Source organism: Hymenobacter sp. M1-2 (assembly GCF_057808495.1).
Window position 1 is genome coordinate 1 of sequence record NZ_JBTYZO010000048.1, and the last position, 12,453, is coordinate 12,453.

Sequence of the window (12,453 nt, forward strand, 5' to 3'; positions counted from 1 at the left end):
AAGGCCAGCCCTGGCTTTTGCGGACCTCTTCCGTTGTTAACTCACACCAAGCGTTGAAGAGTTTGGGCCTAAATCGGGGCTCAAGCTCGGGCTGACGGGTGGAATGGGCCCCGGCCAGGGGCTAATGGCGGCGCAGCCAGTTGAATCATTAGAGTCGGCCGGCATGCAGCCTTCGCTGAGCTGGGCCGGGTAAGGGGCCAGCTGTTGCATGGTGAAATGAAAAAGGTCCATGGAAGTGAAAATCCCCTGATAGGATTAGTGAAAGTTTGTTTTTCAGTTGGTGGTGCGGCCCACTGCGCGGTCCAGGTCGACAGTGGCGATTTGGTAGTCGTACACGGCTTGCAGGTAGCCGGACTTAGTGCGGGTCAGCGCCAGCTCGGCATCGGTAAGGTCGAGGCGGGAGGCCATGCCGGCGCGCCACCGGTCGCGGGTGATGCGGTAGCCCAGCGCGGCAGCAGCCACAGTTTGCTGCTGCGTTTCGACGCGGCGGCGGGCTTCCTGCACGCTCGACACGCTAGTGAGCACTTCGGCCCGAATCAGCTCCTGCTCGTTGGCCAGGCCGCGCTCGGTTTGCTGGCGCGTGATGCGGGCCTGCTGGGCGCGCGCAAGTACTCGGCCGCCGCTGTAGATGGGCACTGCCACCTGCAAGCCCACGTAGGAGCTCACTGGCCACTGGTAGTCGCCTAGCCGCAGGTCGAAGGCTTGTGCTTGGGCTTGCACGTTGCCGGTGGCGGCCAATTGGGGCCGACCCACGGCCGTGGCCTGGCGGACTTGTTCCTCGTTTAACTGCTGCGTGAGTTGCAGCTGGCGCAGCTCGGGGCGGTTTTCCAAGGCCAGGGCGTAGGCCTGCTCGTTGGTAAGAGGCTGGGGCTTCTCATCGTAGTACAGCGAATCTTGCAGCGTCAGCGGTTTATCGGCGTCCAAGCCAATGGTGGTGGCCAGCACGGTTTTGGCGATGGCGATGCCGTTGGTCAGGCGCAGGATGTCGGGCCGTATATTCTCCACGTTCACGTAGGCGCGCAATGTGTCGACCCGCGAGGCGCGGCCCTGGAGCAGCAGCGAGCGGGCATCGCGCAGGGCCTGCTGGTTGCGGGCCAAGCTCTGCTGCTGCAAACGAAGTTGTTCTTCGGTGATGAGCACGTTGAGGTAGGCTTTGCGCACGGCCGTCACTACCTGGCTCGCCGTTACGGCCGCCTCGGCAGTACTGCGCACTTCGTCGAGGCCCGCCGCCCGAATGCCAGACTTCACCCCACCCTGAAACAGCGGCTGATACACCCCCACCGAGCCCACAAAAGCCTGGTCACCGCCCACGCGCAGGTTGGCAATTTGGTTGTCGGCCAGGCCCGCGAAGTTGCCGGGCAAGAAAGACACCGGTCGTTGGAAATTGTACAGGTATTGCCCAAAGCCCGAAACGGTAGGCAAGGCCGCGCCGCGGGCTTCGCGGCTGCGTTGGGCGGCTTTGGCCACGGCCAAGTTGGCAATTTGCAGGTCGCGGTTTTTCTCCCGCGCCAGGGCCACGGCTCCGTCAATGGTAAGAGGCGGCAATTGAGCCGCGGCGGGCAGGGAAAAGGCTAGCAAACCAGCCAGAAGGACGAACCGGAGACTGACGGCTACGCTTGATAAAGCAAAAAATCGCATGGTTAGGAATTGACTCTAGGAGTCAGAAAGGAGGAGAGAAAGCAGTTGCGCCGAGCAAAGTCGGAGCGTAGTGAGGGCGGTCTGCAAGTCGGCTTGCACAACCGGCAGGCCCGTAGACCCCACCCCCGGCCCCTCCCCTCCGGGAGAGGGGTGCGTTCTGACGGCTCTTGCGTCTGGCACCCCTCTCCCGGAGGGGAGGGGCCGGGGATGGGGTTACGCCACAGCGGTTTCCTCGACTACCAGCACGGGCTTGTGCTTGCGTGAGAGGAAGGAGTACACCGCCGGAATGACGTAGAGCGTCAGGAAGCCGGCAAACACCAGCCCGCCCACGATGACTGTCCCCAGCGAGCTGCGGCTGTTCACCGTCAGAGCAATAGGAATGGTGCCGAAAATCATGGCCAGCGACGTCATCAGGATGGGGCGAAAACGCGAGGCGGCCGCCGCCTGCGCGGCTTGCAGCGGCGTGAGGCCCTGCTCTTTGGCCTGGTTGGCGAATTCGACAATGAGGATGCCGTTCTTGGTAATGAGACCAACGAGCGTGATGATGCCGATTTGACTGAACACGTTCAGCGTCTGGTCGAGCAGCCACAAGCTAAGCAGCGCCCCGGTGAGGGCCATGGGCACGGTCAGCAGAATAATGAGCGGGTCAATCAGGCTTTCAAACTGCGCGGCCAGAATCAGGTAAATCAGCACCAGCGCAAACCCGAAAGCCAACACCAGGCTCGACGCGCTTTCCGAAAAGTCGCGCGCCTCACCGGCCAGGGAGGTTTTGATGGTCGGCGGCAATACCTTCTTGGCAATGCGCTGCATCTCGGCCACGCCATCACCCACAGTTAGGCCCGGGGCCAGGCCCGCCGATACGGTGGCCGACAAGGCCTGGTCGTAACGGTAAATGGCTGCGGGGCTGATGCTTTCCTTGGAGGTGACGAGGTTGTCGAGCGACACCATTTCGCCGCTGCGGGTGCGGGCGTACACCGAGCGCAAGTCGTAGGGCGTGTCGCGGTTCTGGCGCTGCAGCTGGCCCACCACGTCGTACTGCCGGTCGTTGAAAATGAAGTAGCCGTAGCGTTGCCCGCTCAGCGCCAGTTGCAGGCTGCGAGCAATCTCGGCCACCGAAATGCCCAGCTCAGCGGCTTTGTCACGGTCGATGCTCAGCACCAGCTCGGGTTTATTCACCTTGAGGTCTGAGTCAGCAAAGCGCAGCACTGGGCTCTGCCGAGCTTCGGCCATAAAGGCCGGCAGCACGTCGGTTACGGCTGCTAGCGTGGGGCCCTGAAGCACGAACTGCACCGGCTGCCCGCCGCCAAACCGGCTGCCAATGGTGGGCGGCTGCACCGGAAACACGAGCACGCCCCGGAAATTCTGCGCGTTGCGGCCTAGCACCGCCGCCACCTGCGCCTGCGTGGCCGTACGGTCTTCGGCTTTCTTGAGGAAGGTCTGCTGAATGGCTACGTTCACGGGCGCGGGCGGCCCGAAGGTCAGGGCCAGCAAGGAGTAGGTTTGAAACAGGCCCAAATCCTTGGTCGAGTCCACCACGAACTGCGACAGCTCGTTGACGTACTTTTCGGTGTATTCGTACGAAGAGCCTTCCGGTGCCACCATAATCATGGCCACCTGCGAGCGGTCTTCGAGCGGGGCCAGCTCCGAAGGCAGTTGCTTGCCGAGCCAGTAAGCCAGCCCGCCCGTCAGGAGCAGCACCGGCAGGGCCAGCCACCGCACCCGCAGAAACCAACCCAACGACCGTTCGTAGCCCTGGTTCAGGCCCACGAACAACGGCTCAGTTTTGCGGTACAGCCAGTTGGGTTGCTCCCGGTGCTTGAGCAGGTAGGCACTCATCATCGGCGAAAGCGTCAGGGCCACGAAGGCCGACACCGTGACCGAGCCGGCCACCACTACCGCAAACTCCTGGAACAGCTTGCCCGTGATGCCTGGCAGAAACAGGATGGGCAGAAACACCGCCGCCAGCGTAATCGTGGTCGAAATCACGGCGAAGTAGATTTCCGCCGAGCCTTTGAAGGCGGCTTGCAGCGGCGTCATGCCCTCTTCCACCTTGGCGTAAATGTTTTCCAGTACCACAATGGCGTCGTCCACCACCAGCCCGATGGCCAGCACCAGGCCCAGCAAGGTCAGCACGTTGATGGAATAGCCGGCCAGGTACATGATAAAGAAGGCCGACACGATGCTCACCGGAATGGCCACCACCGGAATAATGGTGGAGCGCCAGTCGCGCAAAAACACGAACAGAATGACCACTACCAGCCCAAAGGCAATGAGCAAGGTCTCTTCTACTTCTGAAATAGATGCCCGAATCGACTCGGTGAAGTCCTTGCCGATGGTCATTTCGTACTCCGGCGGCACCTCCTTGCGCAGCTCCTTCAAGCGACGGTAGAACTCATCGGCGATGGCAATTTCATTGGCTCCGCGCTGCGGCTCCACGAACACGCCCACGCAGGCCGCGTTGCCCCGCAAGCCGTTGAACACCGCGGTTCGCTCGTTTTCGGCACCCAGCTCGGCAAAGCCAATGTCGCGGAAGCGCACAATGCTGTTGCCGTCCTGCTTGACAATCATGTTGTTGAAGTCGTCGGCCTGCGTCAGCCGGCCTAGCGTGCGCACGGTCAGCTCGTTACGATCCCCTTCGATGCGGCCACCGGGCAGGTCCACGTTTTCCTTGCGCAGGGCCTGTTCCACATCGGCAGGCGTGAGTTGGTAGGCCGCCAGCTTGGCCGGGTCGATGCGCAGACGCATGGCGTACTTTTTCTCGCCCGCCACGCCCACGTGCTTCACGCCGGGAATGGTCTGCATCCGCTCCTTGATAACGGTGGAAGCCAGATTGCTGACTTCCAAGATGCTCTTGGTTTTGCTTTCAACCACCATGAAAATCACGCCGTCGCCGCCCGAAGCTTTCTCCACCACCGGCGGGTCCACGTCGGCCGGCAGTAGGCGGATGGCCTTCGCCACCTTGTCGCGCACGTCGTTGGCGGCCGCTTCCAAGTCGGCATTCAGGTTGAATTCAACGGTAATCACGCTGGCAGCCTCGCGCGACACCGACGAGATGGTGCGAATGCCATTGGCCTCGCCAATGGACTCTTCCAGCGGCTTGGTGATCTGGTAAGCAATGACGTCCGGGCTGGCTCCCGGGTACGAGGTGGTGACCGTCACAATGGGCGAATCGGTAACTGGGTACTCGCGCACGCCCAGGTAGGAGAAACCCACCGCGCCGAACAATAGAATAAGCACAGAGAGCACCCCGGCCAACACCGGCCGCTGAATGCTAACGCTCGATAAACTCATGAGCTAGAAACTTGAAAATGAAAGAGAAATGAGTCGCCTCACTGAGCCTTGGCTACCTGCACGGGCACGCCCGGGCCCAGCCGGAGCAGATTGGTGGTGATGACCGTATCACCGGCGCTCAGTCCCGTCAGGACCTGCACCACGCCGCTGCTGCGGGTGCCGGTGGTCACGTCGCGGTAATCCGCTTTACCGCCTTTAATGGCGTAGAGCGAGTAACCTTTAGCCGTGGGAATTAGCGCCTGCGTCGGTACCACCAAGGTGGCGGTAGCCGCGTGCAAGGCAAAGCTGATTTTGGCCGACATGCCCGGCACCAACTGCCGCTTAGTATTAGGAGCCACGGCTTTCACCAGCAGGCTGCGCGTGCTGACCTCGGTGCGCGGCTCGGTGGCGATGATGCGGCCCGTGTGCGGCGCAGCGCTATTTTCGGTGGTGAACTGAATGGTCTGGCCGGTCCGTACTTCGGCGGCGTAGCGCTCCGGCATCGTAAAGGCAACTTCCACCTGGCTCACATCTTCGAGCGAAGTGAGCACCGTGCTGGGTGTCACGTAAGCCCCCAGGTCCACGTGGTTAAGACCAATTTTGCCAGCGAATGGGGCGCGGATTTGGGTTTTGGCTAGCTCCACGTCCACCAGTTGCAGGTCGGCCTGCAACACCTGCAGGTTGGTCGACACCTGGTCGTATTCCTGTTGCGTCACCGATTCGGTTTGGAGCAGGCCGCGCATGCGTCGGTCGTCGAGCAGGGCCAGCTTTTCCTGAAGTTTGAGCTTGCGGCGGCGCGCCTGCAAATCGGCGTCGTCGAGTTTGAAGAGCAGAGTGCCGCGGGCCACGGTGGTGCCTTCGGGAGCATATACGCCGGTAACCTTGCGGGCCACCTCGCTCACGAGCTGCACTTCCTGGTTGGCCTGAATGGTGCCGGTGGCTTGCAGCTCGTCGGGCACGGCCGTAGTGCGCACCACGTAATCGTCGACCAGCACTGCCGGGGGCGGACCGGCCGGCGCGGCTCCGGCGGCAGCCGGCGCGGTTTTCTTGGCTGAAAGCAGTTTGGGCAGGCCAAATCCCAACAAGACGAGAAGTAATAGGCCGCCCAGTAGCAAGGCCCGGGAAGAGAAGAATGTGGTTGTCATTAGTGTTCGGGTTGTGAGAGTACGCATCAATTGATAATAATGCGTTAATGTGTTTTGGTAAAAAATTTTGGTCATTGGCTGAGCCTCAGCACGAGTTATTGCATGCCAAAGACCTTGAGTCGACTGCCAGGATGTTTTTCATAAACACATAAACAACAATCGATGTTTTCGAGAATCAAAAAACCAGCTGATTATTTATCTCAGCTGGTTGCGGGGCTATCTCACTTTCAGCAGTTGCAGAAAGGTTTCTAGCTCTCGAAGTTTTTCTGGATTCACTGACAAATGCACGCAACGTCCTTCCTTGCGCGACTCCACTAACCCAGACTCCACCAACGCCTTGACGTGGTGCGACATCGACGGCTGGCTGACTGGGGCCACATCAAATAAATCAGCGCAAGCTACTTGCGGGGCCTGCGAAATCTCCTGCAAAATGCGCAGACGATTGGGGTCACTAAGCGCTTTGGCGATTTTAACGAGGGACTTGGTATCCATGAGGAGCTAAAGGTAGCTAATACATGTGCATGTATTGATGCGTCTTAACCGTCTCGTCTCCAGAATGGTTTCCTGTGGTAGCCTGCTATCGGCTTTGTTGTTGCCATCATAAGTAGCCCCCTAATCGACTAATGGTTCCAGTATGAACCATCAACAAAAAAGCCACTCAGCATGCAAGCTAAGTGGCTACTCATCAACGTGGCCCCGATTGGATTCGAACCAATGACCGGCTGCTTAGAAGGCAGCTGCTCTATCCAGCTGAGCTACGGGGTCAAAAACAAATAGCCGCCCGCCCCAATGGTGGGCTGACGGCTATCTGAATTGCGTCGGGGTGGCAGGATTCGAACCTGCGGCCTCCTGCTCCCAAAGCAGGCGCGATACCGGGCTACGCTACACCCCGAAAAAGAAATGAGGAGTTGACAAGGAGCACTAAAGAACTCTGGTTGCTCCTTCTCAATTCCTCATTTTCAAGAAATGTGGAGAGGGGGGGATTCGAACCCCCGGTAACCTTTAGAGCTACGGCAGTTTAGCAAACTACTGGTTTAAGCCACTCACCCACCTCTCCATTGGTGGTCTCTTCCGGCTGAAGAGTGCGCAAATATACGAGTAGAACCGATAAACACTGTGTTTCTAAAAAAAAATCTTGCGAAGGCAAACTAGCCTCCTACTGCCCATGCCGCCCCCGAACTTCTATCTTTGCTGGTGGCGAGGCCGCTCGGCTTTGCGCTTTGATATGATACTCATTCTGTTGCCTTCTCATCTGCCGTGCTAACCTGGGCCTATCCGTTCTCCTGGCCGGAAGGCGTAGCCGTCAGCATTTTTTTTGTGCTGTACGTGGGCTACGTGTTGCGCACGCGCCGATTGGCGGCACCGCTCGGGCAGCGCGGCTGGCGGCTAGGCTGGAAATTTCTGCTTCGGTTTCTGTACGTGGGGCTGCTCGGCGTGGCGCTGCTGGGCCCGGCCTATGGGCTCACCCGTCGGCCCGTGCGTACCACCGGCAAAGACGTGTGGCTACTCGTGGATTTATCGCGCTCTATGGATGCGCCTGACATAGCCCCGACCCGCTTGCAAAAGGCAAAGGCCGAGCTGGCTACGCTCATCACCAGATTTCAGGCCGACCGGATTGGGCTCATTGTATTCGCGGCGGACGCCTACGTGCAATGCCCGCTCACCTACGACCAAAGCGCATTGCAGCTGTTCCTGAGCACGCTGCAAACCAACCTCGTGGCGGCGGGCTCCACTGACCTGGCGCCGCCACTGGAACTGGTACTTAATCGGCTCAATAAGTTGCCTCCCACGGCTACTCCCCGCGCCACAGCTTTGGTATTGGTGAGCGACGGCGAGGATTTTGGGGAGAATCTAGAGCCGACGCTACGCATGCTGGCTCGCTCCGGCGTGCGGCTCTATGCGCTGGGTGTCGGTACACTGGAAGGCAGCCGCCTGCCCCGACCCGCCGGTGGCTACGTGCGCGACTCCCGTGGCCGTGATGCTGTGACCCGCCTCGCTCCCACCCCGCTGCAACGACTGGCCGAGCAAACCAGGGGGCAGTATTTCGAGTTGTCGGATCGGCGTGATGAATTTCCGTTGTTGGTAAATGCTCTCAACCGGCTGGAAGGCCAGACCGAGCAAGTACGAACGGTATCGGTGGCTGACAACCGTTACCGCTATCCATTGTTGCTAGCCTTGGCCCTGATGGTACTAGATGTCCTGCTGACTGTGCGCGTTATCAAGCTATGAGACTGATTGCCACCTTGTTTTTGCTTTTGCTGCTGAGCGGCTGGGGAGGCCTGAGCCGCATTCACGACCGTAATGAAGCCGTGCAGGAGGCGCAGCTGGCATATCGGCGCGGCCAGTTTGCGGCGGCGGCTTCTCTTTATAGAAAGGCGGTCCGGCAGCTAGGAACCACCGACGAAACAGTCCTGCTCAATTTAGGCCACGCCAGCGCCCAGGCCCGACAAACGGCCGAGGCCCGTGCAGCATATGGCCGGCTGCTCGCCAGCCGTACGGCAGCCGTACGGAGCGTGGCGTCGCAACAGTTGGCTGTACTGGCTTCAGCTAAAGGCGATTACACGCAGGCCCTGAGTTTACTGCGCCAAGCGCTGCTCGCCGACCCAACCAATGCCGGCGCCCGCCACAACTATGAGGTAATCAGCGATTATTTGGCCCGCCGACAAGAAAATCCCGATATCCCGCCGCCAGCCACCACGGAAAATCCTGGCGCCGATACTAATCCGGATAAAAAGCAGGACCCTACCCGCCAACCGCAGCCGCGCGAAGGCCAGGGCCAACAAGACCAACTGAACGACCCCGCTCGCCCGCAGGACCCACGCAACGCCCCGCAACAGCGCCCCGACCAGCAAGGTCAACGGGATGCCAGTCGCCCCTCAAACGACGCCGGCAACGCGGCGACTGGTGGTTTCCGGCCGGGCCAGGGCAAAGAGCGGTCTATGGCACGGGGCACGGAACCAGGCAACACACGCGGCTTCAGCGACCAGGATACCGGACCCGAAGCTCCCGGCGGCACCAGCAACCGCGCCGGCACCGAAGCTGCCGCCCTCGATGAAGCCCAGCTCCAGACCCAGCGAGCCCGCCTGCAACAAATGAATCTCAGCACTGGCCAGGCACGACAGCTGCTCGAAGCCCTAAGCGCCGCTGAGCAGCAGTATTTACAGCAATTGCCGCGGCCCAGCACCACCAAGCCCGACCCGAACAAGCCTACGTGGTGAACTTCCAATGACCAATTAACAATGAGTAATTGCCGAGCTAGGCGTTCATTGTTCATTGTTCATTGAGCTAATTCCTCCTTCCGCGTTGTTGCTACCTTTGCAGACAGATTCCAACCAACCCCACCCCTCATTATATGCAAATCAAAGAAGTGGTCATCGTTGCGGCCGTGCGCACTCCTATCGGCTCTTTTGGCGGCAGTTTGTCGTCGTTGTCGGCTACGGAGCTGGGCGCTATTGCGCTGAAAGGTGCCCTGGAAAAAGCGGGTGTTGATCCGCAAGAAGTGGAGCAGGTGATTATGGGCAACGTAATTTCGGCTAACCTGGGTCAGGCACCAGCTCGCCAAGCGGCCAAGAAAGCCGGCTTGTCCGACACCGTGGAGTGTACCACCGTAAATAAAGTGTGCGCTTCTGGCACCAAAGCCATCATGTTTGCCGCGCAGGCCATTATGCTGGGTCAGTCCGACGTGATTTTGGCTGGCGGCATGGAAAGCATGTCGAACGTGCCCTACTACCTGGATAAAGCCCGCTTCGGCGCCAAATACGGCCACGGCCAGATGATTGATGGCCTGATGAAAGATGGTCTTTGGGACCCATACCACGACTACGCAATGGGCAACGCCGCCGACGCTACGGCCAAGCACTACGGCATCACGCGCGAGCAGCAGGACGCCTTTGCGCAGCAGAGCTACGAGCGGAGCGCCGCCGCCGCCAAGGCCGGTAAGAAGAAAGACGAAATCGTACCCGTCACTATTTCCGTGCGTGGCAAGGAAGTGGTGGTCGAAGACGACGAGGAGTACACCAAGGCTGATTTCACCAAGTTTGCCAGCCTCAAGCCTGCTTTCGGCAAGGAAGGCACCGTGACGGCCGCTAATGCCTCTACCCTCAACGACGGCGCGGCTGCCGTGCTGCTCATGAGCCGCGAAAAGGCCGAAGAACTCGGCGTGAAACCTCTGGCTCGCATCCGGGGCTTCGCCGACGCCGAGCAGGCACCGGAATGGTTCACTACTTCGCCGGCCCTGGCTATTCCAAAGGCGCTCAAGCACGCTGGTCTCGAAGCCAAAGACGTGGATTTCTACGAAATCAACGAGGCTTTTTCGGTGGTGAGCCTAGCTAACAACCAGCTATTGAGCCTGGAAGGCACCAAGGTGAATCCATATGGCGGCGCCGTCAGCCTCGGCCACCCGCTTGGCGCTTCGGGCGCGCGCATCATCACGACGCTGGTGAACGTGCTGCACAACGAAGGCGGCACTATCGGCGTAGCTGGCATCTGCAACGGTGGCGGTGGTGCCAGCAGCGTAGTAGTAGAACGCCTCTGAATCGCGGATTTTGCAGATTAAAAGGATTTCGCGGATTTCGGTGACGATTTTCGCTGGCTTAGAGCCCCGCCGCTTGGCGGGGCTTTTTGTTTGGGTTCGAGCAGTTCGGCTCCGCGCACCTCTGCCCTATCCTCTGCGGGCTCTGCGGGAAATGTGTGCCTGCACTATCTGCGGCATAGTTGCGTTCTTGCTGCTATGAAATGGATTGCTTTTGCTTTGCTGCTGCTTTTTGCCACGGCTGCGCACGCCCAGAAGATGCGGCGCTTCACCACGTATTACGATTCTACCAACACCCGCAAGCGCGAAATATACTCGGCAGTGGTGGCTGGTGACACCGTGATGGAAGGGCCCTACAAACGGTTTTACCGTTCTGGCAAGCTTGAAGCGCAAACTCGTTACGCGGGCGGCAAACGTGATTCGGCCTACGTGGAGTTTCATCCCAACGGCCAGCGCCGTCTGGAAGTAACTTACAACCAGGGTGTGCGCCAGGGGCCGTTCAAAACCTACTACGACACGGGCAAAACCGCCCAGGAAGGCGCCTACGAAAACGACCAGCCCAGCGGTATGCTCCGCTATTATCATCCCAATGGCGAAGTGAAGCTCGAAACCACGCTCACAAATGGCCAGCCGGCTGGCACGGTACGGGAGTTGTATCCGTCGGGCAAGCCGAAGGTGGAAATCGGCTACGAGAACGGGCAAGCGAATGGACCAGTGAAGACTTATTTTCCTAACGGCCAGGTGCAGAGCGAAGCCACATATAGCCGCGGCTTACTGGCGGGGCCCTATAAAACCTATTACGACAACGGCCAGATAGAAACCGAGGTGCTGGCCGATAAGTCGGGCAAGGGCAGCTACCGCAGCTACTACCGCTCCGGCAAGCTGCAAACCGAAGGCAACTACGTGGCTACCACCTTCACGGGCCGCGCCGTGAAAAACCCGCTCGGCGACGACCTCACCAAGCAGGCCCGTAGCATGGCCGGTGGCACCAGCAACCTCGACGGCCCCGCCAAAGCCTACTACGAAAGTGGAGCCATCAAGAGCAAGATGACTTACCGCCAAGGCGTACTAACGGGCACGCAAGAAGACTTCTACGAATCGGGCAAGCCGGAGCAGAAAACGGAGTACGCCAACCAAGCCCGCGACCGAAAAGTGACGGCCTATTTCGAAGATGGCACCGTGCGGGCGGAACAGCAGTTCAAGAATGGCCAACCGGCGGGGCAGTGGCGCACATTTCACGCTGGCGGCAAGCAGCCCGCCAGCCAGGAAAGCTATGTGAATGGTCGGCTGGCCGGCGAAAAGCTGATCTTTTCTCCTACTGGCACCGTGCTCAGCAAGCTGCTCTATGAGAACGGCAAGCCTACTGGCCTCGGGCAGGAATTCTACGCTTCGGGCAAGCTCAAAGCGGAAACCACCTACGTCAAGGGCCTCAAAACTGGCCCTTTCCGCCAGCTCCGCGAAGACGGCACTGCCGAAGTGAGCGGCTTCTACCGCAACGGCAAAGAGTCCGGAGAGTGGACCTATTTCGGGCCGGATGGTACCACGGTGCAGCAAAAGAAAACTTTCCGCAATGGGCAGGAAGTACCCGAAGGGCAAGCCCCGCCCGCCGGAAAACCAGCGGGAAAGAGGCCTCCGGTGGGAAGGAAATGAAGGAATGATTAGCCTTTTTGCTGCGAGTAGTTCTCTCGTTTTGCTGAGGCCGGAGCGGCTAAGGTGCTAATGCAGTGTCTGAATGCATCGGCTTCACCTACTTCTCGTGTTCGTTGTTATCGAAACGACGCGGCACTTGAGTAGGGGGACAGTAAACAATCTGGCTTACTTTTGCAGACTTTCCATCCTGCCTATTTGCGCTTTGGTACACATTGAGAA

Annotated in this window: 8 protein-coding genes and 3 tRNA genes; 4 read left to right on the plus strand and 7 right to left on the minus strand. The window is 59.6% G+C overall.

All coding sequences use genetic code 11. The features are described from left to right. Window positions 1-273: 273 nt before the first annotated feature. The 7 genes from ACYSMN_RS25265 to ACYSMN_RS25295 form a co-directional block, all read right to left on the minus strand. Window positions 274-1,578: a TolC family protein gene (locus ACYSMN_RS25265; RefSeq protein ID WP_488926719.1), complete on the minus strand. Its 1,305-nt coding sequence runs from the start codon at window positions 1,576-1,578 to the stop codon at window positions 274-276. Window positions 1,579-1,851: 273 nt separating this feature from the next. Next, entirely contained in the window at window positions 1,852-4,929 is a 3,078-nt protein-coding gene (locus ACYSMN_RS25270; RefSeq protein WP_488926720.1) for an efflux RND transporter permease subunit, read from the minus strand. 38 nt (window positions 4,930-4,967) lie between these two features. Further along, complete coding sequence (locus tag ACYSMN_RS25275) at window positions 4,968-6,053, minus strand: efflux RND transporter periplasmic adaptor subunit (protein WP_488926721.1); 1,086 nt, start codon at window positions 6,051-6,053, stop codon at window positions 4,968-4,970. Between the two features lie 216 nt (window positions 6,054-6,269). Next, a complete protein-coding gene (locus ACYSMN_RS25280) occupies window positions 6,270-6,545 on the minus strand; it encodes an ArsR/SmtB family transcription factor (RefSeq protein ID WP_488926722.1) in 276 nt (91 codons plus the stop codon). A gap of 199 nt (window positions 6,546-6,744) precedes the next feature. Further along, a tRNA-Arg gene (locus ACYSMN_RS25285) sits at window positions 6,745-6,818 on the minus strand. Between the two features lie 53 nt (window positions 6,819-6,871). Next, window positions 6,872-6,945, minus strand: a tRNA-Pro gene (locus ACYSMN_RS25290). 77 nt (window positions 6,946-7,022) lie between these two features. After that, window positions 7,023-7,110 (minus strand) — tRNA-Ser (locus ACYSMN_RS25295). A gap of 200 nt (window positions 7,111-7,310) precedes the next feature. On the opposite strand from ACYSMN_RS25295, the gene ACYSMN_RS25300 reads away from it, so the two are divergent. From ACYSMN_RS25300 to ACYSMN_RS25315, 4 genes are all read left to right on the plus strand, one after another. Continuing rightward, window positions 7,311-8,282: a vWA domain-containing protein gene (locus ACYSMN_RS25300; RefSeq protein WP_488926723.1), complete on the plus strand. Its 972-nt coding sequence runs from the start codon at window positions 7,311-7,313 to the stop codon at window positions 8,280-8,282. Next, window positions 8,279-9,271, plus strand: coding sequence for a hypothetical protein (locus tag ACYSMN_RS25305; RefSeq protein WP_488926724.1), 993 nt, complete (start codon window positions 8,279-8,281; stop codon window positions 9,269-9,271). Before ACYSMN_RS25300 ends, ACYSMN_RS25305 begins: the two co-directional genes overlap by 4 nt. 134 nt (window positions 9,272-9,405) lie before the next feature. Beyond that, window positions 9,406-10,587, plus strand: coding sequence for an acetyl-CoA C-acyltransferase (locus ACYSMN_RS25310; RefSeq protein ID WP_488926725.1), 1,182 nt, complete (start codon window positions 9,406-9,408; stop codon window positions 10,585-10,587). Between the two features lie 195 nt (window positions 10,588-10,782). After that, on the plus strand, window positions 10,783-12,234 hold the full coding sequence (locus tag ACYSMN_RS25315; RefSeq protein ID WP_488926726.1) for a toxin-antitoxin system YwqK family antitoxin: 1,452 nt from the start codon (window positions 10,783-10,785) through the stop codon (window positions 12,232-12,234). The last annotated feature ends 219 nt before the right edge of the window (window positions 12,235-12,453 follow it).

Excerpts from the sequence above, each read along its gene's own strand:
- ACYSMN_RS25270 (WP_488926720.1), bottom strand. The coding sequence starts at position 4,929 with ATGAGTTTATCGAGCGTTAGCATTCAGCGGCCGGTGTTGGCCGGGGTG.
- ACYSMN_RS25275 (WP_488926721.1), bottom strand. The coding sequence starts at position 6,053 with ATGACAACCACATTCTTCTCTTCCCGGGCCTTGCTACTGGGCGGCCTA.
- ACYSMN_RS25280 (WP_488926722.1), bottom strand. The coding sequence starts at position 6,545 with ATGGATACCAAGTCCCTCGTTAAAATCGCCAAAGCGCTTAGTGACCCC.
- ACYSMN_RS25305 (WP_488926724.1), top strand. The coding sequence starts at position 8,279 with ATGAGACTGATTGCCACCTTGTTTTTGCTTTTGCTGCTGAGCGGCTGG.
- ACYSMN_RS25310 (WP_488926725.1), top strand. The coding sequence starts at position 9,406 with ATGCAAATCAAAGAAGTGGTCATCGTTGCGGCCGTGCGCACTCCTATC.
- ACYSMN_RS25315 (WP_488926726.1), top strand. The coding sequence starts at position 10,783 with ATGAAATGGATTGCTTTTGCTTTGCTGCTGCTTTTTGCCACGGCTGCG.